This window comes from Arthrobacter sp. GW822-FHT05G07 (assembly GCF_058799755.1).
On sequence record NZ_JBXALT010000008.1, the window covers coordinates 217,913 to 244,768 of the forward strand.

A 26,856-nucleotide genomic window follows, 5' to 3' on the forward strand; every position below is an offset into this window, starting at 1 on the left:
TCACTCCCTAGAACTTGATCTTGACGACGCGGCTGAGCCAGAAGGACCCCAACGCAAGAAGGACGACGGCTACCACGAGCATGATCCAACCCACGGGGTGCGTGAAGAGAGGCTGGATGTACGTCCCGTTGGCGAGGCTGAGGTACAGAAACATGCCGGTCGGCAGTGCTATGAGCACATACGCTGACAGTCGACCTTCAGCGCTGAGGGCCCGCACTTGGCCTTTGATTTGTGACCGCTCGCGGATCGTTTCAGCCACGTGGTCCAGTACTTCAGCCAAGTCGCCGCCCACTTCACGGTGAATTTCGATGGCCTGGGTGGCCCAGAGGAAATCCTCGCTGTGTAGACGGTTTGCTGCGTCCAGGAGTGCATCGCGGAGGTCACGTCCCAGACGGACTTCGCCTACGATCCTGGCGAATTCTTCCTTGGTAGGTGACTGTGCCTCCAGAGCCACAGCATCGACTGCCCGCAGCAAGCTATGACCGGCCCGCATGCTGCCGGACAGCATTTGCAGCGTGTCGCCCAGTTGAGCTTCGAACTGCGCCCGGCGTCGGGACGTCATGACGCTCAGAACCATGCGTGCGCCGATGGGCACTAAGATTCCGAAGAGTATTGCCACCAAGAGTCCGCCGAGGATGAAGCCTACGACGGCGCCAGTGAAGGTGGCGCAGATGACCAAGAGTACGTAGTCCGCCGGCCGCATCCTGGAGCCGGCCTGCTCAAGGAGAAGCCTGGTTCCGGAAGCCCTGCTGGCCGAAACTGACCCATCTACCAATGCGACAGCAGAATTTGTCATCCGGGTCAGCACTGAGTCCTGGGTGCCGGCGTTTGGACGCCGCCGGGACAATGCGATTGCCGAGTTTCTCGACCGAGGGATGAGAAAGAGACCGATTGCCAGGGCCGCGATTCCGAGGATTACCCCGCCGATGAGCAGCAGGGGACTGGTTGCGGTGATCATCGCTTTCCACCGCCAGCTGCCATCGTTCCAAAGACCGCTGGTGAAATATGGATGCCCAAGTCCGCAAAGTGGTCTACGAACCGTGGCCGCACACCGGTCGGAACCGGTTTCCCTAGGAATCGCCCGTTTGCGTCCATCCCTGCTGAGTAATCGAAGATGAAGGCATCCTGCAGGGTGACAACATCACCTTCCATGCCTTGGACTTCCGTCACATGAGTGATGCGGCGGGTGCCGTCGCGCAACCGCGAAATTTGGACAACCAGGTTCACGGCGGACGAAATCTGCTCTCGAATTGCGCGGAGAGGTAAGTCCATGCCGGCCATCAGTACCAACGTTTCGAGGCGTGCGATGGCGTCGCGCGGAGAATTCGCGTGGACAGTAGAAATGGAACCATCGTGGCCGGTGTTCATTGCCTGAAGCATGTCCAGTGCCTCACCGCCACGAACTTCGCCCACTACGATCCGGTCGGGGCGCATGCGCAGGGAATTCCGCACGAGATCCCGGATGGCGATCTCACCCTTTCCTTCGATGTTGCTTGGTCGGCTTTCCAACCGGACAACGTGCGATTGCTGGAGCTGCAGTTCCACGGCGTCTTCGATGGTGACGATGCGTTCATCTGAAGGAAGAAACGATGACAGGACGTTCAAGAGCGTTGTCTTTCCTGTTCCTGTACCGCCCGAGACGATGATGTTCAGCCGGGCCTGTACGCACGCGTGAAGCAGTTCGGTGATCTCGGGGCTCATGGTTCCCAATTGGATGAGATTCTGGGCCGTTAGCGGCACGCGGCCAAACTTTCGAATCGTGAGCGACGATCCATTGACAGCGAGCGGAGGAATAATCGCATTGACTCGGGATCCGTCCGAGAGCCTTGCGTCCACCAGTGGAGAGGACTCGTCAATGCGGCGGCCAACCTTGGAGACAATCCGCTCAATGATTCGGCGAAGATGCTCTTCGGAGCTGAAATGAACATTGGTTAAGTGAAGTCTTCCGGCAATCTCCACGTAGACCTTGTCGGCACCGTTCACCATGATCTCTGTGACGTCCTTGTCGTCAAGGAAGCGTTGAAGCGGCCCAAGACCAAGAACGTCGTCAGCGATCTCCTGGACCAGTCGTTGTCTCTCCTGGGATGTCAGCGGAATGTCGTCTTCGTCAATAACGGCACGGAGTTCCTCTTTGACGTAGCGGTGGAGTTCCGCCTCATCCAGTGTGGTGTCTGAAATTCGGGAACCCATACGATCAAACAACGCTGAACTGGTGCGTTCTTTGACTGCTGACAACGCTTGGCTTGAGTCCTCGGTAGTTCCTCCTGCTCCCGTTGAATCGGCGATGTAGTCAGGGGTGTGGGTTGCTGGCCCGGCCCATGGATCTCCCAATGTTGACGTGCCCGGGGTCTCAACTTCCAGCCCCCGAGCGGTCTGAAGGCGCTTTGCGAGGTTCACTTGACTACCGCCCTTCGGTGCAGCTGCTTGTGCGGCCGTTCTTCCCAGCCCGGCTTGAAGCGATCAACGAGCTGACGGAGACCGCGGAGCGTGACATCCTTCGTCCCGTCTTGAAGTACGGGGATGCCCCTATTGGTTGAGTAGGGGAGTGAACGGGACCGCGGCAAAGTGACATCCACCGGGCACCCTATGGTGGCTTCCACATCAATCAAGGTCAGCCCGCTGCGCTTGTCCGCGAAGTTCAGGACAACGTGGCGCTGTTCGGGGACCAGCCCGATCTCGTCAAGTATTTCGAGACCGTTCCGAAGTCCTCTGATGCTCGGGATATCCATTCCACATACCCACACGACGTCGGAGGCACGTTCTAGGGTCGCCAGGACGTGCTCACCAAGACCCGGTGCGGTATCCACAATCACGTAGTCGAATTCCCTGGCCAGTTGTTCAAGGAGATGCCCCACCTGTTCCGCGGAAATCTGCTCGATTTGGGAGGGGTTACGGGGCGCACAGAGGGCATAAATACCGGCGGGATGAACTGAGAGATATGACTTCAGCACCATGCTGTCCTGGACTGCCGCACCGGTAACCGCATCCGCGATTGTCCTATCCGGGTCTATGAGGAGCCCGGATGCGACGTCGCCGAACTGGAGATCCAAATCGGCGATGACAACCCTCATGGGAGAGATTCGCCCCAGCCCAATAGCGAGGTTGGTTGAGATAGTCGTCTTGCCCACGCCGCCCTTGGGCGACATGACGGCGATAATCCGCCCTCCCTGTGGCCCTGCGTCTACTTGTGCACCCAAGCCCCTGCGACGCCCGGCAGCCGCGAGGCTGGCACGCTCCAACAGCGCCCGAATGGTGCCCGGATCCGCGGAAGGCTCCAACAAGTCACGGATGCCTGCGCGCATTGCCGGGAGTGCGACTTCCGCTGCATCCGTCGAAGCGAGCACTACGCTGATCTCCGGATACTGAAGATCGAACAGGCTTGCCAATCGGATTGCGTCGTCAGCCTGTAGCCCGGGCCCCAGGACAAGGACTTCCAGCAGTTGTCCGGACAGCACCCGGAGGACGTCGTCCGGGCCCTGCGGCAAGTAGTCGGCAATGATGGACTGCACATCGCCATGCATGCCGGCCGCGGCTTGGCGGACGCGCTTTTCGAAATCTACATCAGCCGTGATGACTAGAAAGCGGCTCATTGGAGTACCTCTGCCTTCTTGATGGTGACGCGTGCGCTTTCCTGGGCCTCGGCGGGTTCTTTCGTCAGCCAGATATCCCCGTACTTTGCTCCGTAAACGATCTTGGTGGCGTCCACATCGCTGCGGGCGAGTGTCACGATGAATGAACCCTCCGGCAGCTGTGTGTTGGCCTGCTCCGAGCTTGCTTGCGCGGTGTTCGAGTTCCTGGCTGTGGCCCGCTGAACGCTGGTAACGAGCACTTTATGGAAGACGAGCTGGGCTGAAGCGTCAGTGTCGGATTGCCCGTTCTCGCCCACCAGCACCACGACGCCTACGGTGTCGCCGGCGGCCAGTCGCCCGCCTACAACGCGCTGCGCATCAAGTTGTACTGAAACTTCTTGAAGTCCGTCGGGGACAGGGACTGACCCGGGGGCCGCCAGGCTGTTGGGATCCACCAGGCGGTTTCCCAGCAGGGCTTCACCAGGCATGAGTTCTGCCCCCGCGACTTTGCCCTCCATTCCGGAGAGGCTCTTGAGGGCACCATTGGGTACCGAAGCCGCGGGTAGCGAAGCAAGCTTTACAGCAGACTTGATCTGCTGAAGATCGGCTCCCTCGGGAACCTGACTTTGGATAACAAGGACATCAACGGGCTGGAGGTCCTTTTGTGCCCGCGCGTCTGCTGCTTGAACGTATGTGACCAGTAGCAGCGTGCCGACTATTGCCAGCACGACTGCGACTATGCCTCCCAGTAGGCGAGTTTTCACTTTGATTCTCCTTAGTGCAATGGAGTTTTCTCCCAGATTGGTTACTACTCGGTGAGTTGGACGCCCAAGGCGCCGTACGTGGTTGGGCCGCCCAGAGTTGCGGCCTCCGTCAGACTTACTTTCTTGATGAAGGTGCCGTACAAACCTGTGTCGCTGTTCTTGAGACCCAGGGACTTCTGAAGCGCAGAGGCATCGGAGGTCATGTAGCTGGATCCGCCGCCCGTGAGATGCCACCCCCGGAGAGAGATCTGCGCGAAGGCCTCGATCTTGAAGGACTTCTTGTAGGGTGAGGAAGCGCAGGGGTTGGTTCCCTTACCCTTCTTCACTGGGCAGGCTGTTTCGAAAATCGGAATGAGAAGTTCCACAGGCTTGCCGGCTTTGAGCTTGGTCTCCCAGGACGCGAAGGCGGAGCTACACGTGGAATCGAAGTCGTTGCCCTCATTGGCCTCCAACCAGGGATCGTCAATGTCTATGTGCACCGTGCAGGTGGAGCCTGGGTGTTTGAGCCAGCCGAATCCACCGGGAAGCTCGAATCCCGATGAAGACTGGTGCTGGCATGCGTAGTCCGGGTCGTCGGAAAGCGTGGTGCCGTGAACCGGGAAGAACTGCAGGCCTTTGGTGAAGCTCGGGTCCGCCTCGCATTGGGAGAACGTCAGCGGGATGGCATCGGTAGCTGAGAATCCGCCGAATTTAGCTTGGGCCGAGGCCTGGATGTTGGCTGTCTCGACGCCCAAGGCTCGCGCGAACACCAGAGTGAAGTGATTGTCGCCGGAGGTGTTGCGGGATTGGGTCGTGACATCAACGGTCCCGGTGCCCAGATTTACCGAGGCTTGTGGCGCATTACTGACACCGTCGAGTGCATTCAGGCCCGCCAAGGAGGTTGCTGCTGATGTGGGTGCAGCACAGTCGGCTGAAGCGGCGTTCTGTGCACAAGCCTGGGCGATGCCTATTGCTGATGAGTCGGCACCGTTCTGCAACTGAGCGTGCTCGGAGTACATCATGGCAACATCTACGGCGAAAGCAGTCATGCCCAGGAGGGCCACCATCAGCATGGCGGTCATGGGAGCAACAGCGCCGCGCTCGCGATCATCGTGTTTCAGCCGCCGCATCGCATGACTCCTGTCCCGGAGATATCCAGCTCGGCCGGCATCCCAGGCACCAGTCCTGGAAATCCAGTCATCCACGGCGTGCTGTAGGAGATATTGACCTCCACGTTGCACGGGCTTGTGCCCGACGACGTGACGGTGATGTCGCCCGGAGCCAAGTCCACGGTGGGCGCGGCGGCCACACCAGCCGCCTGCGCGTCGCCGACGCTGTAGGTGGAATCTGATTGATGAATAGCTGCGTAGCGGGCTGCTTCGCGAGCGGCCTCCGACAAGGAAATCTGGATGTTGAATGCCCGGCCGAACTCAAAAATCCCCAGTACCAAGACGAGGAATATCGGCAGTACAAGTGCAAATTCAACTGCTACCGCACCAGACTGGCTTTTAGCGGTAGAGGGCTTTCTGTTAAAGAGCGTTTTACTCTTCCTACCTTTGGATCTCATAGCAACTCCCAGAAAACGATTCCGGGCCGGCTGCAGCCGATGAGTGTATCGGAGCAGCCGGCCCGGGTTTCGATATGAAGCCGGCCAGTTCCGAGCTACGGAAGGGTGTTGACGACCGTGGTGAAGCCCTTGAGTACCTCAGTGCCCAGTGTGAGCACGGTGCCAACGATGACAGCAGCGATCAGAGCCACGAGCAGTCCGTATTCAACAGCCGTCGCGCCCTTCTCCTCGTTGGTGAAGCGGTCCTTGACGCCGGCGATGAATGAAATGACGGAAACCATGAGAGATGACATTGGAAAATCCTTCCCAGAATAAAATTGGCAAATGATGAATGACGAACTCCGAATTGAAATTCGTCCGACTTTCGAACTGCCCCCATGTAGCCTTTAGCGGTTCGGAATTCGATGAGATAAGAATTCACCAGGGCAGGCAGAAGCCACAATGCGTAGTCGTACTCGATTTCATGGGCCACTCATTACTTGGTGGCGCACTGCGGAGGCCGTGAGTACTCAGTTTCGACGGCCATAACAGGCGGAAACTACTTGGTTTGCGAAGCAGTCTTATTAATTGCGGTGCACAGTGGTGCCTGAGTAAGGGCGTACTTACCTTTGGTTAGTTCATGAGCAGGGCCACGCCCAGGGCAGCGACTACCATTGCAGGGCCGTGAGCCGTCTCCACGGGTTTTTCGGCTGATCGCAGGCGCAACATCAGGACCGTGAGCACCCCGCCCACCACGAATCCCAGAAGCCCCCCGAAGAGTACTTGGCCCCAACCCAAGTACCCCAAGTACAGCCCTAGGGGCGCTGCGAGCTTCACATCGCCCATTCCGAGGCTTCCCGGCGAAATAAGTCCCAGAATTAAGTAGCCGGCGAACAGGATCGCTCCTCCGGCGAGAGCTCGAATCAAGTCCGCCCATCCTGGCGTGAGGGCAGCGGAGGCAAGGAGCAGGACCAATCCGCCCCCAAACAAAAGTAAAACCAGGGCGTTCGGCAGCAAGTGGACGGTGAAATCAATCCGCGAAAGCTGAACGCCAAGCAATGCCAATAAAAGAAATGCCGGCAACTCCGGAGAAAACCCAAAACGCCACGCCAGTAAGCCAAAAAGCAGCGCGGTGACCCCCGCCGTCGTGATCCGGACCTTGAGGGCAGGCGCGCCGCCGAGTCGCGGCAGCGTGCGGGCGATCACTAGCTCGGCAGTAGGGCTGAGCAGCAACCCGAGGAGCGCAATGAGGAGCGGGACGCCGGGGCCATCGTTCATGTTTCTCCCTTAGTAAAAGTGCGCTACCACTGGGGGCGGTTACCCCATTTTGACCCGGACGCCCTAGTGACGGTATTGTTTAGAGTCGTTGTGCGTGTCCTATCTCGATGACACATGCCTTCCGGGGGATCCAGTTGCAGGATCGCTAACTCCTGAGGCATTTCGAGATCTTGGGATAACTGGTACATAGAGCCCTCACCTCTGCTCCGGTAGCGCATACATAGTAGGTGCACGCCTTATTGCGTGCCGCCTAAAACATGAACGCCAGAACAAGAACGAGGCAAAACCGTGCGTACGTACACCCCGAAGCCCGGCGATATCAACCGCCAGTGGCACGTCATTGACGCCACCGACGTTGTCCTTGGTCGTCTTGCCAGCCAGACCGCAACACTGCTGCGCGGAAAGCACAAGCCGACCTTTGCGTCCCACATGGACATGGGCGACTTCGTCATCATCATCAACGCTGAAAAGGTTGCCCTCACCGGCGCCAAGCTGGAGCAGAAGCGCGCATACCGCCACTCCGGTTACCCGGGCGGCCTGACCTCCGTCAACTACGCCGAGCTGTTGGAATCCAACCCGGTTCGCGCTGTTGAGAAGGCCATCAAGGGCATGCTCCCCAAGAACTCCCTCGCCGCTCAGCAGCTGGGCAAGCTCAAGGTCTACGCAGGCCCGGAGCACCCCCACGCTGCACAGCAGCCGAAGACTTTCGAAATCACCCAGGTCGCCCAGTAGTCCTGGCCACCAACCAACTTTTCATTACAAGGAGAACCGTGGCTCAGAACGAAGAACTGACCGCCGAAGCCGTCGAGGCTGAGGAAACCCTCACCAGCTACACCTCTGAAAGCACATCTGCTGAAGATGCGCCCAAGAAGGAGCGCCCGGCACTGACCGTTGCCGGTGCAGCTGTTGGCCGCCGCAAGGAAGCCGTTGCACGCGTTCGCGTTGTGCCGGGTTCCGGCAAGTGGACCATCAACGGCCGCACGCTGGACAACTACTTCCCGAACAAGCTGCACCAGCAGGACGTCAACGAGCCCTTCAAGATCCTTGATCTCGAAGGCGCTTACGACGTCATCGCCCGTATCCACGGCGGTGGCATCTCCGGCCAGGCCGGTGCACTGCGTCTCGGTGTTGCTCGCTCGCTGAACGAGATCGACGTCGACAACAACCGCGCCACCCTCAAGAAGGCCGGTTACTTGAGCCGTGACGCCCGCGTCATCGAGCGCAAGAAGGCTGGTCTCAAGAAGGCACGTAAGGCTCAGCAGTACTCCAAGCGCTAAACACGCTTACAAGCGCTTTCAGCGCTTACTCGAAAGCCCGTTCCGCCGTTTCGGCGGGGCGGGCTTTCGTCGTTTAACAACCCAGGCAGGGAGTCAGGAAACGCACCGCAAGTGACCTGTTGAACCGGTGGTGTCCTGTCGTCGTCTAAACTTGACCCGATGTCTAGATTATTTGGAACAGATGGCGTCCGCGGTCTCGCGAACGGATTGCTCACCGCTGAACTGGCTATGCAGCTCGCGCAGGCGGCCGCCGTCGTACTCGGCCATGACCGCACAACTGATGGCAAGCGGCCGCGCGCCGTCGTCGCAAGGGATCCCAGAGCCAGCGGTGAGTTCCTTGCTGCGGCCGTGGAGGCTGGGCTTTCCAGCTCCGGCATCGACGTCTACGACGCCGGTGTGCTCCCCACCCCTGCCGCGGCTTACCTCGTGGCGGATCTCGACGCCGATTTCGGCGTCATGTTGTCGGCCTCCCACAACCCGGCGCCGGACAACGGTATTAAGTTCTTTGCACGGGGCGGTCAGAAGCTCCCGGACGATGTTGAGGACGCCATCGAGGCGCAGTTGGGTAAAGAGCCGCAGCGCCCGGTAGGCGCCGACGTCGGACGCATCCAACGGTTCTCAGACGCCGAGGACAGGTACATCGTGCACCTGCTCGGCACGCTGCCCAAGCGCTTGGAAGGCTTGAAGGTGGTCCTCGACTGCGCCCATGGTGCAGCGAGCGGCTGTTCACCCCAGGTGTTCAAGGACGCCGGGGCTGAGGTCGTAGTTATCGGAGCAGAGCCCGACGGCCTCAACATCAACGACGGTGTAGGTTCCACCCACTTGGGTCCGCTGAAAGAAGCTGTGGTTAAACACGGCGCGGACCTTGGCGTAGCCCATGACGGCGATGCCGACCGCTGCCTGGCAGTTGACCATGAAGGCAACGAAGTGGACGGCGACCAGATCATGGCGATCCTGGCGCTGGCACTGAAGGAAGCCGGAAAGCTCAAGGACAACATTCTCGTGGCCACGGTCATGAGTAACCTCGGCCTCAAGATCGCCCTTCGCGATGCCGGCATCACTATCCGGGAGACCGGTGTTGGTGACCGTTACGTCTTGGAGGAAATGCGTGACGGCGGGTACAACCTTGGCGGCGAACAGTCCGGCCATGTGATCTTCTCGGACTTCGCAACTACAGGTGATGGTGTCCTGACCGGGCTTCAGCTCGCCGCGCAGGTCGCCCTGACGGGCCGCAGCCTCAAGGACCTGTCCAGCGCCATGACAAAGCTTCCGCAGCTCATGATCAACGTCAAAGACGTTGACAAGGCCCGGGCCGCCACCGATGAAGGCGTTGCCGAGGCCGTTGCCGCAGCGGAGCTCGAACTCGGTGAGACGGGCCGTGTGCTGCTCCGCCCTTCAGGCACTGAGGCACTGGTACGTGTCATGGTGGAAGCCGCTGACATGGAGACGGCCGAGCGCATCTGCAAGGGCCTTGCTGCCGTGGTCAAGGAGCGTTTGGGCGCTCCCAGCGAATTGGCAGTCTAGGAAAGCTCACTTTTTTGGCCCGCTGTCCTGCTTGAGTAGAAGCAGGACAGCGGGCCTCAGTGTTTAAGGTTCTAGAGGTAGTCCGGCGCTGCTTCGAGCCCGAAGTACTCTTCCAGGGTCGCGATGCCCCGCGTGGCCATGTCGGTTGCCGCCTCCACGCCGATGTAGCGCAGGTGCCAGGACTCGTAGAAGTACCCGGTAGTGTCGTGGAACATCCACGGATAGCGGACCACAAAGCCGAACTTGTGGGCATTGGCTTTCGCCCACACTGCGGCGGGTTGTTCGGCGAAGCATGGTTGGAAGCTGCACGCTCCGCCACCATCGCCAATGTCGAAGGACCACCCCGTCTGATGCTCGGAGTGCCCTGGGCGGGCGGAGGCGCGGTCCGCTGCCGCCTGCCCGGTGCTCGCTACGTACCCGTTGTACGTGGCCACTTGGGTGGAATAGGAACGGTAGCCGGAGGCCAACGTCATGATGATGCCCTCCGAGGCTGCTGCCCCGAACATCTTCTCTGCCGCGGCCGCCGTCGTGCTGTTAAGCAAAGCCGCTTCGCCGCTGACGGCGAGCTGTATGTTCGGCTGGACCAAATCTGCCGGAACGAAGTCCTGGGGAGCCAAGGGCCGGTGCTTGTTGACCACAACCCAGGGACTCGTGGGGTCCGTCAGCGAGTGCTGCGGGGCAACGGAACTCGACGGGGCGGTGCTGGACGGTTCAGCGCTGGGCGCGGGTTCGACGGGTGCAGGCTCGGTGGCTGTGGCACCGGGGGTGGCGGCGGAAGGCGTTTCGGAGGCCGAGGGAACCCCGCTGGCGGCGTTGGCCGCAACAGGGGAGGGTGCAGTGTTGTCCGGTGCGCAGGCGGCGAGGGCCGCCATTCCTGCACCTGCGGTCAGCAGGCTCGCGAAAGCGCGACGGCTCGGCATCGGCTGAGGATTGTTGGCCACGCTAGACCTTCCTCAGGAGCATGCGGCGGATGGAGTGGTCTGCGTCCTTGGTGAGTACCAACTGCGCACGTCCGCGGGTCGGCAGAACATTCTCCTCAAGGTTCGGCTCGTTGATGCGCTTCCAAATGCCGCGTGCCGTGGACTCAGCGTCGTCGTCCGACAGTGTGGCGTAGCGGTGGAAGTAGGACTCGGGCTGGGCGAAGGCTGTGGTTCTCAGCTTCCGGAAGCGGTCCACGTACCATTCCTCAATGTAGGAGGTTTTGGCGTCGACGTAGATGGAGAAATCGAAGAAGTCGCTGACTGCGAGCCCCTGTTTGCCATCCATTCGCGGACGGGCGGGGGCCAGGACGTTGAGGCCTTCAACGATCAGCACATCGGGGCGCCGGACCACAACTTCCTTCCCGGGCACGATGTCGTACGTAACGTGGGAGTACCACGGGGCGCGGACTTCCTCGGCGCCGCCTTTGACTTCCGAGACGAAGCGGAGAAGGCCTCGGCGGTCGTAGGACTCCGGAAATCCCTTTCGCTCCAGCAGGTGCCGACGCTTAAGCTCCGCCAAGGGGTACAGAAAGCCATCAGTGGTGATGAGCTCCACGTTGGGAGTCCCTGGCCAGCGCCTGAGCATTTCCCGGAGCACACGGGCGATGGTGGACTTGCCAACAGCAACCGAACCGGCCACACCGATCACGAACGGCGTGCGCTGGGTTTGTTCGCCCAGGAACGTGGTGGTGGCTGCGTGGAGCTGATGCGACGCCTCGACGTACAGATGCAGGAGGCGTGACAGGGGGAGGTAGACCTCCCGGACTTCCTTCATGTCCAAAGGGTCGCCGAGGCCGCGGAGGCGGAAAATGTCCTCTTCGTTGAGGGGCTGCTCCATCTGCGCTGCAAGCCGGGACCACGTTTGACGGTCCAGCTCTACAAACGGGGAAGCGCCGTCGCCATTAGCTTCGGTGCGTTGCAAAGTCACGCTCATGATTCTGCCCTCCGCGGGGCTGATCAGGAAATGCGCGACGACCGGCAGGTGAATTGTGAGTGATGGAATGCGCTGGGGCGGTCAAGGAGCTGGGATGTCCCACATCAGTTGTTTGCACTAGCCGCTAGGCTTGTACCCATGTGTGGAATCGTAGGCTATGTTGGCAATTCGTCTCGCAAGGCAGCTGGATACAGCGCTCTTGACGTTGTGGTGGAAGGGCTGCGCCGTCTGGAATACCGCGGCTATGACTCCGCCGGCGTCGCAGTAGTGGCTGATGGGACCATCTCGTCCCGTAAAAAGTCCGGCAAGCTGAGCAACCTGATCGCAGAACTGGAAGCAAGTCCCGTTCCCGAGTCCATGACCGGCATTGGCCACACGCGGTGGGCTACCCACGGCGGACCCACCGACCGTAACGCGCACCCGCACCTCTCCGACGGTGGCAAGCTCGCGGTCATTCACAACGGCATCATTGAAAACTTCGCTGAGCTCAAGCAGGAACTGCTGGGCAAAGGCGTCACCTTCGAATCGGAAACCGACACCGAAGTTGCTGCCGCCCTCATCGGTGACATCTTCCGCAACCAGCTCAATGGCGACGGCGGCAACCTGACCGAGGCGATGCGCCTGGCCTGCCAGCGACTCGAAGGCGCTTTCACCCTTCTCGCAGTCCACGCAGACCAGCCCGACGTCGTCGTGGCTGCCCGCCGCAACTCCCCGCTCGTTGTGGGCCTTGGCGATGGCGAGAACTTCCTCGGCTCCGACGTTTCCGGCTTCATCGACTACACCCGCCGCGCAGTGGAACTGGGCCAGGACCAGATTGTCACCATCACCGCGGACTCCGTGGAGATCACCGACTTCTTCGGCGCTCCCGCCGAGGGCAAGGAATACCACGTTGACTGGGACCCTGCTTCTGCCGAAAAGGGTGGATTCAGCTCCTTCATGGAGAAGGAAATCCACGACCAGCCGGACGCCGTAGCGCAGACCCTCCTGGGCCGCTCGGACCTCAACGGCAAACTCACTCTTGACGAAGTCCGCATCGATCCGGAGCTCCTCAAGCAGGTGGACAAGATCATCGTGCTGGCTTGCGGTACCGCAGCCTACGCCGGCCTCGTGGCCAAGTACGCAATCGAGAATTGGTGCCGGATCCCCACCGAGGTGGAGCTCGCCCACGAGTTCCGCTACCGCGACCCCATCGTTGATTCCAACACGCTGGTGGTTTCCATCAGCCAGTCGGGCGAAACCATGGACACGCTGATGGCTGTCCGTTACGCCCGCGAGCAGGGCGCCAAGACCATCTCCATCTGCAACACCAACGGTTCGACCATCCCGCGCGAATCCGACGCCGTGCTTTACACACACGCAGGCCCGGAAATCGCCGTTGCGTCCACCAAGGCATTCCTGGCGCAGATCACTGCTGCCTACCTGCTGGGCCTCTATCTGGCCCAGTTGCGCGGCAACATCTTCTCCGGACAGATCAAGGATGTCCTGGCGGACCTCAACAAGATCCCGGCCAAGATCCAGAAAATCCTGGACAACGCAGGGCCCTTGCGCGAACTCGCGCGGAGCATGAAGGACGAGAAGTCCGTCCTGTTCCTGGGTCGCCACGTTGGCTACCCGGTTGCCCTAGAGGGTGCCTTGAAGCTCAAGGAAATCGCCTACATCCACGCTGAAGGTTTCGCTGCCGGCGAGCTCAAGCACGGTCCGATCGCCCTGATCGACGACGGCCAGCCGGTGTTCGTTGTGGTGCCGTCTCCGCGTGGCCGGGACTCCCTGCACTCCAAGGTAGTCAGCAACATCCAGGAAGTCCGCGCACGTGGTGCCCGTACCTTGGTCATCGCTGAAGAAGGTGACGAGTCCGTCAAGGATTACGCAGAGCACGTCTTCTACGTACCGGAGACTCCCACCCTGCTGATGCCGCTGCTCACCACCGTTCCGCTGCAGATCTTTGCTGCTGAATTGGCTGGCGCCAAGGGTTACGACGTCGATCAGCCGCGTAACCTCGCCAAGAGCGTGACCGTAGAATAACGCCATGATTGTTGGCATTGGCGTAGACGTCGTAGACATCGAGCGGTTCGGCCGGCAGTTGGAACGGACACCCGGACTCCGGGACCGTCTGTTTGTTCCTGCCGAGCGGGAACTCAACACCCGGTCCTTGGCAGCACGCTTTGCTGCCAAGGAAGCGGTGGCCAAGGTTCTGGGCGCTCCGGCGGGCATGAACTGGCAGGATTGCTGGATCGGCCTCGACGAGAACGGACCTACCGTCCAGGTCAAGGGAACGGTGCTCGCCGTGGCCGAGGCCAAGGGCGTCAAGCGCTGGCACCTGTCCATGAGCCACGACGGGGGAATCGCCACGGCGACTGTCCTCGCCGAGGGCTAAACGGACTTATAAGCAATGATCAGCGCCTTCACCGGACAACAGATCAGGGATGCGGAACAACCGCTCCTGGCCTCCGGTGAGGGCGCTGTTCTTATGCAGCGGGCGGCTTACGGGTTGGCCCATGCGGTGGCTCGTGAGGTCAAAAAGAGGCGAAAGCTTGCGGGTGCGAGCGTCACGGTGCTGGTCGGCAAGGGCAACAACGGCGGCGATGGCCTCTTCGCTGCGGCTTTGCTGGCCCGACGCGGAATGCGCACGACGGCGGTCCTCGCCGCGGCTGAAGTCCACGCGGAGGCGCTGGCTGCTTTTGTTGCGGCCGGAGGGCGTGGTGTGCGGCTGGAGGCCGCGAACGCGGAAGAGCTCGCAGTCCTGTGCGCCGGGGATGACGTCATTATTGATGCCCTGCTCGGGACCGGCGCGCGCGGTGGGCTGCGGGACGCCTCTGCCGAACTGGTGGCCTCGCTTCAAGAGCTGCGTCCTCGCTTGGTAGTGGCTTGCGACCTCCCCAGCGGACTGGACGCAAACACCGGCGAAGTGCATTGGCCGGTGCTGGATGCGGATGTCACCGTGACATTCGGCGGCATCAAGGCCGGGCTCATGGCAGATCCGGGTGAAGGCTGTGCCGGACGCGTGGAGCGGGTTCCGATCGGTATCGAGAAACAGCTGGAACACAACAGCCCCGAGCTTCGGAGGCTCACTGCCTCGGACATCGGCGCTTTGCTGCCCAACCCCGGCCGGCGCGCCCACAAATACTCCCGGGGCGTCCTTGGTGTAGTAGCGGGTTCGGCGCGTTTTGCCGGAGCGGCTGTCTTGAGCGTGCACGCGGCTGCCCTCGCCGGCTCGGGCATGGTGCGCTACCTCGGACCCCAAGCAGCAGCTCAACTGGTTCTGGCCCGAACCCCGGAAGCCCTCTGGGAAACGGATGATCCCGGCCGCGTCCAAGCATGGTTACTAGGTTCCGGTGTCGCCGGCGAGGAACAGCTGGAGCGGGCGAGGGATGCCGGATCGTCGGCCCTCGCCGACGGGTTGCCGGTGATTGTGGATGCGGGAGCTTTGAGCCTCCTGCCGGATCGTTGCCCGCCTCATTGGATTTTGACTCCCCACGCCGGTGAGCTGGCCACGTTGCTGGGTTCGCTTCCTTCTACGGGCGAGGTAAAAGTCACCCGCGACGACGTCGAATCCCGGCCCCTGCACTTTGTGCGTCAGGCCGCCGAACAAACCGGAGCCACCGTGCTCCTGAAGGGTGCCACCACTCTGGTGTCCTCGCCGTCGGGCGTTGTCTTCAGTCAATCGGATGGCACCGCTTGGATGGCGACAGCAGGCAGCGGCGATGTCCTGGCCGGCGTTCTGGGCGCGTTGCTGGCACAGGCGGCTGAATCGATCAATGATGACGACGGCGCGTATGCCCGCTTGGGCTTGAAGCTCGAGGACCGCTGGGCCGCCCTCGCCGCGGTGGCGGCGAGCGTCCACGGCCGGGCAGGAGCCCTGGCGTCCGCAAATTTTGACGGAGGACCCCTTACCGCGTCGGCGATCATGGCAGCTGTACCACGCGTCATTGGTTCGCTCAACGCGGAATACGACCGAACAAGACCGTAAGGTTGCTGTCGGTGTCTGGGGGCATGAGTAGGCTTGCAACAGTTGTTCGCATCATCAAGAGGAGAACGCATGGAAGTCTGGCCTGGATCGGCTTATCCGCTGGGTGCCACCTTTGACGGCACCGGAACCAACTTCGCGCTGTTTAGCGAGAAGGCCGAAAAAGTAGAGCTTTGCCTCTTCGACGACGACGGCGCGGAGGTTCGCGTCGCTGTTACCGAGGTAGACGGTTATGTGTGGCACTGTTACCTGCCGCAGGTTCAGCCCGGGCAGAAGTACGGCTACCGTGTGCACGGGCCTTACGACCCCGACGCGGGCCAGCGCTTCAACCCCAACAAGCTGCTGCTGGATCCTTACGCCAAGGCCATCCACCGGCAGATCGACTGGGACCCTTCCCTGTTCTCGTACAACATGGGGGACCCGGATTCCCGCAATGACGAGGACTCCGCGCCGCACATGATGCTGGGCGTGGTCATCAACCCGTTCTTCGACTGGGACGGCGACAAGCTCTTGCGGATTCCGTACCACAAGTCCGTGATCTACGAGGCACATGTCAAGGGCCTCACCCAGATGCATCCGGAAGTGCCCGAGGAGCAACGCGGCACGTATGCCGGCGTCGCCCACCCGGCTGTTATTTCCCATCTGCAGAAGCTGGGGATCACGGCCATCGAACTCATGCCGGTGCACCAGTTCGTCAACGACGGCATCCTGCAGGACAAGGGCCTGAACAACTACTGGGGCTACAACACCATCGGTTTCTTCGCGCCCCACAACAGTTACAGCTCCAAGGGTGATACCGGCCAGCAGGTCCAGGACTTCAAGGCCATGGTGCGGGCGCTGCACACCGCTGGTATCGAGGTCATCCTCGACGTCGTGTACAACCACACCGCCGAGGGAAACCACCTTGGACCCACCCTGTCTTTCAAGGGCATTGACAACTCCGCGTACTACCGCCTGGTGGAAGACGACCAGAAGTACTACATGGATTACACCGGCACGGGCAACTCGCTCAACGTCCGCAGCCCGCACTCGCTCCAGCTGCTCATGGATTCGCTGCGTTACTGGGTCACCGAGATGCACGTTGACGGATTCCGTTTCGACCTCGCCTCCACGCTGGCCCGTGAGTTCTACGATGTGGACAAGCTGTCCACCTTCTTCGAACTCATCCAGCAGGACCCGGTAGTGTCCCAAGTCAAGCTCATTGCTGAGCCGTGGGACGTTGGACCTGGTGGGTATCAGGTGGGTAACTTCCCTCCGCAATGGACGGAGTGGAACGGCCAATACCGCGACACCGTCCGCGACTTCTGGCGCGGGGAACCTTCCACCTTGGGCGAGTTCGCTTCCCGGCTCACCGGCTCGGCGGACCTCTACGAACATTCCGGGCGTCGCCCTGTGGCGTCGATTAACTTCGTCACCGCGCACGATGGCTTTACCCTGGCCGACCTCGTCTCCTACAACGAGAAGCACAACGAGGCCAACGGTGAAGACAACAATGACGGCGAATCCCACAACCGTTCCTGGAACTGCGGTGCGGAAGGGCCCACGGATGATCCCACGGTCCTTGGCCTGAGGGCACGTCAGCAGCGCAACTTCATAGCCTCGCTGTTCCTCTCCCAGGGCGTTCCCATGCTTCTGCACGGAGACGAACTCGGCAGGACCCAAAACGGCAACAACAACGGTTACTGCCAGGACTCAGAGTTGACGTGGATCAACTGGGACAACGTTGACCAACCCCTGATCGAGTTCACGGCGGCGGTTAGCGCACTCCGGGCCAAACACCCCAGCCTGCGTCGCAGCCGATTCTTCGATGGGCGCCCGGTGCTCCGTGGAGAAGGCGAGCGTCTGCCGGACATCGTATGGCTGGACGCTGACGCGAGCACTATGACGCCGTCCGATTGGGACGAAGCTTTGGGACGCTCCGTGGGCGTGTTCCTCAATGGAGACGGTATCCATGGCCGGGATACACAGGGTCGACGCATCACCGACGTCAATTTCCTGTTGTACTTCAACGCCGACCAGGACGAAGTAGGCTTCCGGATTCCTTCCGATGAGTATGCGCCTGCTTGGGATGTCATGATCGATACCGCTGGAGAAGGTGCTGAAGCCGGCGTCATCAAGCCCGATCAGATCCTCATGGTAGGCGGCAAGTCCTTGGTGGTACTTCGCGCCCACAGCACTCCTGAGATTGAACCCGATCACTCGGTGGCAGCCTCCCTTGCAGCTCTTACGCAGACAAGCACTCCGGAAACGGCATCGATCACCGCCCCTGCAGTGACGTCCTTGCCGTTCGACTACAAGGCGGACGCGCCGGCTGAGTCCAAGGACGCCGGCGACCCGAAGAAGGCGGACTCGTGAAAACCCCCGTTTCGACGTACCGGCTCCAAATTCGCCCGAGCTTCACGTTGCAGGATGCGGCTGAGCTCACCGGATACTTGCGCACCCTGGGAATCGATTGGGTCTACGTCTCACCGATCCTCACCGCGGAGAAGGGTTCGGATCACGGCTATGACGTCACCGATCCCTCCACTGTGGATCCCTCAAGGGGAGGGCCCGAGGGGCTTTCCGCACTGTCCGCGGCAGCGAAGGACAAGGGCCTGGGCATCCTCGCCGACATCGTGCCCAACCACATGGGTGTTGCTTCGCCCAAGCAGAATGCGTGGTGGTGGCAGCTGCTGAAGGAAGGCCGCGGTTCAAAATACGCCGAGGCTTTCGACATCGACTGGGACTTCGGCGGCGGGAAGATCCGCATCCCTGTCCTGGGCAGTGACGACGACCTTGACGAGCTGAAGGTGGTGGACGACGAACTGCGGTACTACGATCACAGTTTCCCGCTGGCCGAAGGAACGTACGCGTCCGGGGATAGCCCGCGCGAGGTCCATGAGCGGCAGCACTATGAGTTGGTCGGCTGGCGCCGGGCCGACGCTGACCTGAACTACCGCCGGTTCTTTGCTGTTAACACCTTGGCCGGAGTGCGCGTTGAGGTTCCCTGGGTCTTTGACGAGTCCCATAAAGAGATCGTTCGCTGGTTCCGTGAAGGCCTGGTGGACGGGCTGAGGATCGACCACCCGGATGGGCTTGCCGACCCCGAGGGATACCTCGCAAGGCTGCGCGAAGCGACGGCGGGCGCATACCTTTTGGTGGAAAAGATCCTGGAACCGGGGGAGCAGTTGCCGGAGACCTTCGACTGCGAAGGCACCACCGGGTATGACGCCTTGGCCGACGTTGACCGTCTTTTTGTGGACCCAGCGGCTGAAGAGTACCTGAACTCCCTTGATGCCCGTCTGCGGAACGCGGACGCCCCAGCGGATTACCACGCCATGATTCATGCGACCAAGCGTCGGATCGCGGATGGCATCTTGCGCTCGGAGATCCTGCGTCTTGCCCGCCTTGTGCCTGAATCCTTGGAACTGCCGTTCGCCAAGGTGGCCGACGCCCTGGCTGAAGTCATCTGCTGCTTCCCTATCTACAGGACGTATCTGCCCTATGGCGGGAAGACCCTCGTAGAGTCCGTGGAAAACGCTGCCAGGGAGCGCCCCGACCTGGCAACTGTCCTCAGCCAGCTTCAGCCTCTCCTGTTGGATGAATCCAGCCTGCTGGCCCAGCGTTTCCAGCAGACATCCGGCATGGTGATGGCCAAGGGCGTGGAGGACACCGCGTTCTTCCGCTACACGCGGCTTGGATCACTGACGGAAGTGGGCGCTGATCCCACGGAATTCTCCATCCCCAGCGGAGTCTTCCATGAGCGCATGGCCCGAAGGCAGCAGCTCTTGCCGCTCTCCATGACCACCCTGAGCACGCACGACACCAAGCGGAGCGAGGATGCACGCGCCAGGATCTCGGTCATCTCCGAGGCAGTACCGGAATGGGAGCTGTTCCTTGGCACCGTTCAGGAGCTCGCCCCCATCCCGGACGGACCCCTCTCCGCCTTGGTCTGGCAGTCAATCGTCGGCGCGTGGCCTGCAGATCGCCAACGACTGCAGTCCTACGCCTTGAAAGCGGCCCGCGAAGCCGGGAACTCCACCAACTGGACCGACCCCAACCAGGAGTTCGAGCGTAAGTTGGCTACCGCCGTCGACGCCGTTTTCGACGTCCCTGAGGTTGCCGCCGCGCTGACGAACTTCGTGGAAGAACTCGAACCCTACGGAACGTCCAACTCGCTGTCCGCCAAACTGATCCAGCTGACCATGCCCGGCGTCCCGGACGTCTACCAAGGGACGGAATTCAGGGACGGTTCGCTGACGGACCCCGACAACCGGCGGCCGGTGGACTTCCAAGCCCGCATCGCTGCCTTGGCGGAGCTGGATGATGGCGCCAAGCCCGCGTTCACGGATGAATCCGCCAAACTCCTGGTGGTTTCCCGCGCACTAAGGCTGCGCCGTGACAGGCCTGAGCTGTTCGCCGGTTACCTACCGGTCGCGGCCCAAGGCGCTGCAGCGGGACACGTGGTGGCTTTCGACCGCGGGGCGGACCGTCGCGGAGCCCTCACCGTTGCCACACGCCTGCCCAAGCGGCTCGCAAGCGAAGGCGGCTGGCGGGACACGACCATTGAATTGACTGTGAACTGCCGGGATGAACTCACGGGAGCTACATACGGGGCCGGTGCTGTTCCGGTGGCCACCTTGCTGGAGCATTACCCGGTGGCCCTGTTGGTGCCCACGGCCTGATCGCTGGACTGGCCTGATCGCTGGACTGGCCTGATCGCTGGACTGGCCTGATCGCTGGACTGGCAACATCGTCACTGCAAAGCACGCTTAAACACGTACAGGGGAGCTTGATGCTGGAGCACGCTGCTGGAAAAAACCGTTACGACGTCTGGGCACCGAACGCTGGTTCTGTTCGGCTGCTCGCCGACGACCGGGAATACGCCATGGAAAAGCATCACGACGGCGCCGCCTCCGGATGGTGGCGCGCGCCGGCTGATGTGGTGGCAGAGGAAACCGACGGGGTTCGGTACGGCTACGTACTGGACGGGGAGGGTCCGTTCCCCGATCCGCGCTCACGGAGGCAGCCGGACGGGGTTCATCAGCTGTCCGCGACCTTCGATCCCTCCGTCCATGAATGGAAGGACAGCGAGTGGAAAGGGCGGAACCTCAAGGGTTCCGTGATCTACGAACTACATCTGGGCACCTTCACTCCTGAAGGCACGCTGGATGCCGCCGCCGGGAAACTGGACTACCTGGTGGACCTCGGGGTCGATTTCATTGAACTGCTGCCGGTCAACGGGTTCAACGGGGTTCACAACTGGGGCTACGACGGCGTCCTTTGGTATGCCGTTCACGAGCCTTACGGCGGTCCGGCCGCGTACCAGCGCTTTGTGGACGCGGCACATGCAGCGGGCCTTGGTGTCATCCAGGACGTTGTTTACAACCACCTCGGGCCGAGCGGCAACTATCTGCCCAAGTTCGGCCCGTACCTGAAATCCGGAGAGGGCAACACCTGGGGTGATTCCGTAAACCTTGACGGCCCCGGCTCGGACGACGTTCGCCGCTACATTCTGGACAATGCAGCGATGTGGCTCCGGGACTACCATGTGGACGGACTCCGACTCGACGCTGTGCATGCTTTTCGGGACGAGCGCGCCGTGCACATCCTCGAAGAGTTCGGGGCGCTGGGAGACCAGATTGAGGCCGAAACAGGTATACCCAGGACCTTGATCGCTGAATCCGATCTGAACAACCCTCGGCTCATCTACCCGAGCCAGGACAACGGCTACGGTTTGGAAGGCCAATGGAGCGATGACTTCCACCACGCCGTCCACGTCAATCTCAGCGGGGAGACCACCGGCTACTACTCGGACTTCGACTCTCTGGCAGTGCTGGCAAAAGTCCTTGAACACGGATTCCTCCACGACGGAAGCTACTCCAGTTTCAGAGAACGACACCATGGAAGGCCCATTCGGCGTGACTTGGCCCACCCGTCAGCACTGGTGGTCTGCCTCCAGAACCACGACCAAATCGGCAACCGCGCCATCGGTGACAGGCTCACGGCTACGTTGTCCTACGGACAGTTGGCCATCGGCGCTGTGCTGACCATGACATCCCCCTTCACGCCCATGTTGTTCATGGGTGAGGAGTTTGGGGCCTCCACCCCGTGGCAGTTTTTCACGTCCCACCCGGAACCAGAGCTGGGTAAGGCAACAGCCGAGGGACGGATCAAGGAGTTTGAACGCATGGGATGGGATCCGGCAGTTGTTCCTGATCCGCAGGACCCGGAGACGTTCCAGCGTTCCAAGCTCAAGTGGGATGAAATCGGCGATGGGGACCACGCACGCTTGCTGCAGCTCTACAAGGATTTGGCACAGCTGCGCCGTAACACCCCGGAATTGGTGGAGGGCGGCTTCGGTGAGACTTCCGTTGAGTTCGACGACGACGAACACTGGCTGCAGTTCACCCGCGGCACCGTCCGGGTGGTATGCAACTTCGGGGACGACGCATTCGAAACGCCACTGAGCGGCTCCGTGCTGCTGGCCACCGACGGCGAAGCAGCCCTGGAAGCCGGGACGCTGACGCTTCCCGGCGCTAGCGCCGCCGTCGTGCGCGTCCAGTAAGTCCATGGATCGAGGGTGACGGCGCCCACAATGCGGACAGCGCCGTCACCCCGGTTTATGCAGTGGCAGGATGGTACGTATGACTTATTCGGCTGCGGAAAACCGCTACGAAACCATGCCCTACCGCCGCGTCGGACGCAGCGGACTCAAGCTACCCGCTATCTCGCTGGGCCTTTGGCACAACTTCGGCGACGACAAACGATTCGACGAACAGCGCGCCATCCTCCGCCGTGCATTCGACCTCGGCGTAAACCACTTCGACCTCGCCAACAACTACGGACCGCCGGACGGATCGGCCGAGACCAACTTCGGGCGTCACCTGAAAGACGACTTCAAGCCGTACCGTGACGAACTGGTCATCTCCACCAAAGCCGGTTACTACATGTGGCCCGGCCCTTACGGCGAGTGGGGATCCCGCAAATACCTGATCTCCAGCCTGGACCAGTCGCTGGAGCGCATGGGCCTGGACTATGTGGACATCTTCTACAGCCACCGTCCCGACCCCGAGACGCCGCTGGAAGAGACCATGGGCGCCTTGGACTACGCAGTCCGGTCCGGCAAAGCACTTTACGCGGGCATCTCCTCCTACACCCCGGAGCAGACCCTCGAAGCCGCACGGATCCTGAAGGAGCTTGGCACCCCGCTGCTGATCCACCAGCCCAGCTACTCCATGCTGAACCGGTGGACCGAGAACGGCTCACCCAACCTCTACGAGGCACTGGACCAGGTGGGCGCAGGATCCATCGCCTTCTCACCGCTCGCGCAAGGCATGCTCACCAACCGGTACCTCAACGGCGTTCCGGCGGACTCCCGCGCAGCTAAGGAACGCTTCCTGTCCGAGTCCGCGCTGACGGAAGACAAGCTGGACCGCGTGCGCGGCCTGAACGCCATTGCCGAGGGTCGGGGGCAGACCCTCGCGCAGATGGCCATTGCGTGGATCCTTCGCGATCAGCCCAAGGGTTCGCCGGTGACATCCGCGCTTGTTGGTGCCTCCAGCGTGGCCCAGCTTGAGGACACTCTCAGCGCGATCAACAACCTGAAGTTCACTACAGATGAGCTGACTGCGATTGACGAGTTCGCCGTCGAGTCGGACATCAATCTGTGGGCTCAGAAGTAACCTTCAAGAACTGACATAAACAGCGGAAGCCGGTAGGGAACAAAACCGGCTTCCGCTGTGTTGGTTACAATGCAAGTGTGCGCCGAATGGCGCCGTGCCAATTAGCCGTGCCCTGGACTCAGTCAGGGATGCGCCTGGCACCTGAGGTTATTTCTCAAAAGGAGTTCCGTGTCTTCACATCCGATTCGTGTTGCCATTGTCGGTGTAGGTAACTGCGCCGCATCGCTGGTCCAAGGTGTTCAGTACTATCGCGACGCTGACCCCAAGGCCACGATCCCGGGTCTGATGCACGTCGAGTTCGGCCAGTACCACGTCAACGACGTCCACTTCGTTGCTGCTTTCGACGTCGATAGCAAAAAGGTTGGGCTGGACCTCGCAGACGCCATCGGCGCCAGCGAAAACAACACCATCAAGATTGCCGACGTTCCCGCAACCGGTGTGACTGTTCAGCGCGGCCACACCCTTGACGGTCTCGGCAAGTACTACCGCGAAACGATCGTCGAGGCTCCGGATGAAGCCGTTGACATCGTCGCTGCGCTCCGCGAAGCCAAAGCCGACGTCATGGTCTGCTACCTGCCCGTCGGTTCGGACCAGGCAGCCAAGTTCTACGCCCAGTGCGCCATCGACGCCGGAGTTGCTTTCGTCAACGCCCTCCCGGTCTTCATCGCCGGCACCAAGGAGTGGGCTGACAAGTTCACCGAAGCCGGCGTCCCGATCGTTGGCGACGACATCAAGAGCCAGATCGGTGCCACCATCACGCACCGCGTCATGGCAAAGCTCTTCGAAGACCGCGGCGTCACGCTGGACCGCACATACCAGCTGAACGTCGGCGGCAACATGGACTTCAAGAACATGCTGGAGCGCGACCGCCTCGAGTCCAAGAAGATCTCCAAGACCCAGGCCGTGACCTCGAACGTAGAAGCCGAGCTGCACGCCGACGACGTCCACATCGGACCGTCCGACTACGTTGCCTGGCTCGATGACCGCAAGTGGGCCTTCGTCCGCCTTGAGGGCCGCAACTTCGGTGACGCTCCGGTTTCCCTCGAGTACAAACTCGAAGTGTGGGACTCCCCGAACTCTGCCGGCGTGATCATCGACGCCATCCGCGCTGCGAAGATCGGCTTGGATCGCGGCATCGGCGGTCCGCTGCTTTCCGCCTCGAGCTACTTCATGAAGTCGCCTCCGGAGCAGTTCAACGACGACCTCGCCCGCGACAAGGTTGAAGCCTTCATCCGCGGCGACATCGAGCGCTAAACCACCACGGTTTGAACAGACGCCCTTCCACTGATGTGGGAGGGCGTCTGTCGTTCCCGGACGCTCTCTCACATCCCTCGGGTTTGAGCCGAACGCTCTCTCACATCCCTCGGGTTTGAGCCGAACGCTCTCTCACATCCCTCGGGTTTGAGCGTGACACTCTATCACTTTCCTAGAAAGAGTGAGAGAGGGTTGGCCGGAAGGGGGTGGGATGTGAGAGAGGGTTGGCCGGAAGGGGGTGGGATGTGAGAGAGGGTTGGCCGGAAGGGGTGGGATGTGGGAGAGGGTTGGCCGGAAGGGGTGGGATGTGGGAGAGGGTTGGCCGGAAGGGGGTGGGATGTGAGAGAGGGTTAGAAAAGGCCCGTAGGGTTGCCGTCCGCGTCGACGTCCATGCGCATCGCGGCCGGTTCCTTGGGGAGGCCGGGCATGGTCATCACCGCGCCGGTCAACGCAACGATGAAGCCGGCACCCGTCTTGGGAATCAGTTCGCGGACGTGCACGCGGAATCCCTTGGGCGCGCCAAGCCTCGAGGCATCGTCAGTAAACGAGTACTGTGTCTTGGCCATGCACACCGGGAGTCCTGACCAGCCGTTCTTCTCGATCTCGGCGAGACGCTTGAGCGCGGGGACTGAAAACTCCACTCCGTCGGCTCCGTAGATCTCCTGCACAATCGTGCGGATCTTGTCCTCAACACCGAGTTCCAGCGGGTACAGGTGGTGGAAGTTGGACGGGGCTTCCAAAGCTGCTGCGACTTTGGCCGCCAGCTCGTCACCGCCATCGCCTCCGCCCCCTCGGCCCCAGACATCAGCGACGGCTGCTTCCACGCCTTCTGCAGCGCACCAAGCGAGGAGCCACTCAAGTTCCTCGGGAGTGTCTGATCCAAACTTGTTGATGGAAACAACGGGGGAGATACCGAACTTCGCCACGTTTCCCACGTGCCTTTTCAAATTTTCGACGCCGGCGGCGACAGCCTCGACGTTTGGTTCGTTGAGTTTCTCCTTGGGAACGCCGCCCTGCATCTTGAGGGCGCGGATTGTGGCAACCACCACGACGGCGGATGGTGCCACCTCGGCGATGCGCGCTTTGATGTCCATGTACTTCTCGGCACCGAGGTCTGCGCCGAAGCCGGCCTCAGTAACCACGATGTCGGCAAGCTGCATGGCGGTGCTGGTGGCGATCAACGAATTGCAGCCGTGCGCAATGTTCGCGAAGGGACCGCCGTGGACCAAGGCGGGGGTGCCTGCGATGGTTTGGACGAGATTCGGCTTGATGGCGTCCTTCAAAAGCATGGTCAAGGCCCCCTCCACGCCGAGGTCCGAAACGGTGACCGGGGTGCGATCGTAGGTGTACCCGAAGGTGATGCGTCCCAGCCGTTCCCGGAGGTCGTCGAGGTCTGTGGCGAGGCAGAAGACCGCCATGATTTCCGAAGCCACCGTGATATCGAAGCCGTCTTGCCGGGGCACTCCCTGCATGGGCCCGCCGAGACCGATGACGACTTCCCGCAATGCACGGTCGTTCATGTCCAGCACGCGCTTGAACGTCATGCGGCGTGGATCGATTCCGAGTTGGTTGCCCTGGAAGATGTGGTTATCCACGAGTGCCATGAGGGCGTTGTTTGCGGACGTGATGGCGTGGAAGTCGCCGGTGAAGTGCAGGTTGATGTCATCCATGGGCAACACCTGGGAATAGCCCCCGCCCGTAGCCCCGCCCTTCATGCCGAGGATGGGGCCCAGGGAGGGCTCGCGCAGGGCAATCATCACTTTGTGGCCAGCGCGGGCCAGGGAGTCCGCGAGTCCCACAGTGGTGGTGGACTTGCCCTCGCCTGCCGGGGTGGGGGACATGGCAGAGACCAGCACCACCTTGCCGGGCGCCTTTCCCCGGGGGAGCACCAGCTTGGCCGTATTGATCTTGGCCTTGTACGGCCCATACAGCTCAAGGGCATCCACATTGATGCCCGCGCGTTCGGCGATTGCTTCAACGGGAAGCATGGTGGCGTTGTGGGCAATTTCAAGATCGCTCAGGACCTTGTTTTCAGACATCGTTGTCCTTCGGCTCTGCCCGCAGCGGGGATGCTGCTGCTGGGGTTCTTACGCTGTGCGCGACAATCTATCAGCCCTGGAGCG

22 protein-coding genes are annotated in these 26,856 nt (G+C 61.4%); 11 read left to right on the plus strand and 11 right to left on the minus strand.

Going from position 1 to position 26,856, the window contains the following annotated elements; all coding sequences use genetic code 11:
• Nucleotides 1-7 precede the first annotated feature (7 nt).
• The 8 genes from AC1RJY_RS15525 to AC1RJY_RS15560 all read right to left on the minus strand — a co-directional run bounded on the left by AC1RJY_RS15525 (nucleotide 8) and on the right by AC1RJY_RS15560 (nucleotide 7,136).
• Nucleotides 8-958, minus strand: a complete 951-nt coding sequence (locus tag AC1RJY_RS15525) for a type II secretion system F family protein (protein ID WP_011775562.1) — start codon at nucleotides 956-958, stop codon at nucleotides 8-10.
• Nucleotides 955-2,397, minus strand: a complete 1,443-nt coding sequence (locus AC1RJY_RS15530) for a TadA family conjugal transfer-associated ATPase (protein WP_011775561.1) — start codon at nucleotides 2,395-2,397, stop codon at nucleotides 955-957. The genes AC1RJY_RS15525 and AC1RJY_RS15530 overlap by 4 nt, the downstream gene beginning before the upstream one ends.
• Complete coding sequence (locus tag AC1RJY_RS15535; RefSeq protein ID WP_011775560.1) at nucleotides 2,394-3,590, minus strand: CpaE/TadZ family protein; 1,197 nt, start codon at nucleotides 3,588-3,590, stop codon at nucleotides 2,394-2,396. The genes AC1RJY_RS15530 and AC1RJY_RS15535 overlap by 4 nt, the downstream gene beginning before the upstream one ends.
• Nucleotides 3,587-4,333: a Flp pilus assembly protein CpaB gene (cpaB, locus tag AC1RJY_RS15540; RefSeq protein ID WP_011775559.1), complete on the minus strand. Its 747-nt coding sequence runs from the start codon at nucleotides 4,331-4,333 to the stop codon at nucleotides 3,587-3,589. The genes AC1RJY_RS15535 and cpaB overlap by 4 nt, the downstream gene beginning before the upstream one ends.
• A gap of 44 nt (nucleotides 4,334-4,377) precedes the next feature.
• A complete protein-coding gene (locus tag AC1RJY_RS15545; protein WP_011775558.1) occupies nucleotides 4,378-5,442 on the minus strand; it encodes a pilus assembly protein TadG-related protein in 1,065 nt (354 codons plus the stop codon).
• On the minus strand, nucleotides 5,430-5,879 hold the full coding sequence (locus AC1RJY_RS15550; protein WP_011775557.1) for a TadE family protein: 450 nt from the start codon (nucleotides 5,877-5,879) through the stop codon (nucleotides 5,430-5,432). Before AC1RJY_RS15550 ends, AC1RJY_RS15545 begins: the two co-directional genes overlap by 13 nt.
• Nucleotides 5,880-5,974: 95 nt before the next feature.
• A complete protein-coding gene (locus AC1RJY_RS15555) occupies nucleotides 5,975-6,172 on the minus strand; it encodes a Flp family type IVb pilin (RefSeq protein WP_210063550.1) in 198 nt (65 codons plus the stop codon).
• Nucleotides 6,173-6,491: 319 nt separating this feature from the next.
• Nucleotides 6,492-7,136, minus strand: a complete 645-nt coding sequence (locus AC1RJY_RS15560) for a prepilin peptidase (protein ID WP_498602666.1) — start codon at nucleotides 7,134-7,136, stop codon at nucleotides 6,492-6,494.
• Between the two features lie 288 nt (nucleotides 7,137-7,424).
• Between AC1RJY_RS15560 and rplM the strand changes: the two genes are divergently transcribed.
• From rplM to glmM, 3 genes are all read left to right on the plus strand, one after another.
• Nucleotides 7,425-7,868 carry a 50S ribosomal protein L13 gene (rplM, locus tag AC1RJY_RS15565; RefSeq protein WP_011775554.1) on the plus strand — a complete coding sequence of 148 codons (444 nt, stop codon included), beginning with the start codon at nucleotides 7,425-7,427 and terminating at the stop codon, nucleotides 7,866-7,868.
• Between the two features lie 38 nt (nucleotides 7,869-7,906).
• Nucleotides 7,907-8,413, plus strand: coding sequence for a 30S ribosomal protein S9 (rpsI, locus tag AC1RJY_RS15570; RefSeq protein ID WP_011775553.1), 507 nt, complete (start codon nucleotides 7,907-7,909; stop codon nucleotides 8,411-8,413).
• A gap of 159 nt (nucleotides 8,414-8,572) precedes the next feature.
• Complete coding sequence (gene glmM, locus AC1RJY_RS15575) at nucleotides 8,573-9,937, plus strand: phosphoglucosamine mutase (RefSeq protein WP_011775552.1); 1,365 nt, start codon at nucleotides 8,573-8,575, stop codon at nucleotides 9,935-9,937.
• Nucleotides 9,938-10,008: 71 nt separating this feature from the next.
• Here the strand turns inward: glmM and AC1RJY_RS15580 are convergent, their stop codons facing one another.
• Together AC1RJY_RS15580 and coaA are read right to left on the minus strand one after the other, a co-directional pair.
• A complete protein-coding gene (locus AC1RJY_RS15580; RefSeq protein ID WP_014922372.1) occupies nucleotides 10,009-10,878 on the minus strand; it encodes a M15 family metallopeptidase in 870 nt (289 codons plus the stop codon).
• A gap of 1 nt (nucleotide 10,879) precedes the next feature.
• The gene (coaA, locus tag AC1RJY_RS15585; RefSeq protein ID WP_011775550.1) at nucleotides 10,880-11,851 is read right to left on the minus strand and encodes a type I pantothenate kinase; all 972 of its coding nucleotides are present in this window, start codon (nucleotides 11,849-11,851) and stop codon (nucleotides 10,880-10,882) included.
• A gap of 138 nt (nucleotides 11,852-11,989) precedes the next feature.
• Here coaA and glmS point away from each other — a divergent pair, with 138 nt between their 5' ends.
• The 8 genes from glmS (at nucleotide 11,990) to AC1RJY_RS15625 (ending at nucleotide 24,733) form a co-directional block, all read left to right on the plus strand.
• Nucleotides 11,990-13,873, plus strand: a complete 1,884-nt coding sequence (glmS, locus tag AC1RJY_RS15590; RefSeq protein ID WP_043806225.1) for a glutamine--fructose-6-phosphate transaminase (isomerizing) — start codon at nucleotides 11,990-11,992, stop codon at nucleotides 13,871-13,873.
• Nucleotides 13,874-13,877: 4 nt separating this feature from the next.
• Nucleotides 13,878-14,225: a holo-ACP synthase gene (locus AC1RJY_RS15595; RefSeq protein ID WP_011775548.1), complete on the plus strand. Its 348-nt coding sequence runs from the start codon at nucleotides 13,878-13,880 to the stop codon at nucleotides 14,223-14,225.
• A 15-nt stretch (nucleotides 14,226-14,240) separates the two neighbouring features.
• Entirely contained in the window at nucleotides 14,241-15,818 is a 1,578-nt protein-coding gene (locus tag AC1RJY_RS15600; RefSeq protein ID WP_498602667.1) for an NAD(P)H-hydrate epimerase, read from the plus strand.
• A gap of 69 nt (nucleotides 15,819-15,887) precedes the next feature.
• The gene (glgX, locus tag AC1RJY_RS15605) at nucleotides 15,888-18,170 is read left to right on the plus strand and encodes a glycogen debranching protein GlgX (protein ID WP_011775546.1); all 2,283 of its coding nucleotides are present in this window, start codon (nucleotides 15,888-15,890) and stop codon (nucleotides 18,168-18,170) included.
• On the plus strand, nucleotides 18,167-20,479 hold the full coding sequence (gene treY / locus AC1RJY_RS15610; RefSeq protein ID WP_498602668.1) for a malto-oligosyltrehalose synthase: 2,313 nt from the start codon (nucleotides 18,167-18,169) through the stop codon (nucleotides 20,477-20,479). Before glgX ends, treY begins: the two co-directional genes overlap by 4 nt.
• 110 nt (nucleotides 20,480-20,589) lie before the next feature.
• A complete protein-coding gene (treZ, locus tag AC1RJY_RS15615) occupies nucleotides 20,590-22,362 on the plus strand; it encodes a malto-oligosyltrehalose trehalohydrolase (protein WP_498602669.1) in 1,773 nt (590 codons plus the stop codon).
• A gap of 79 nt (nucleotides 22,363-22,441) precedes the next feature.
• The gene (gene mgrA, locus AC1RJY_RS15620; protein ID WP_014922368.1) at nucleotides 22,442-23,479 is read left to right on the plus strand and encodes an L-glyceraldehyde 3-phosphate reductase; all 1,038 of its coding nucleotides are present in this window, start codon (nucleotides 22,442-22,444) and stop codon (nucleotides 23,477-23,479) included.
• A gap of 168 nt (nucleotides 23,480-23,647) precedes the next feature.
• Nucleotides 23,648-24,733, plus strand: coding sequence for an inositol-3-phosphate synthase (locus AC1RJY_RS15625; RefSeq protein ID WP_011775542.1), 1,086 nt, complete (start codon nucleotides 23,648-23,650; stop codon nucleotides 24,731-24,733).
• Between the two features lie 350 nt (nucleotides 24,734-25,083).
• On the opposite strand, the gene AC1RJY_RS15630 is transcribed toward AC1RJY_RS15625, so the two are convergent.
• Nucleotides 25,084-26,772: a formate--tetrahydrofolate ligase gene (locus tag AC1RJY_RS15630; RefSeq protein WP_011775541.1), complete on the minus strand. Its 1,689-nt coding sequence runs from the start codon at nucleotides 26,770-26,772 to the stop codon at nucleotides 25,084-25,086.
• Between the last annotated feature and the right edge of the window lie 84 nt (nucleotides 26,773-26,856).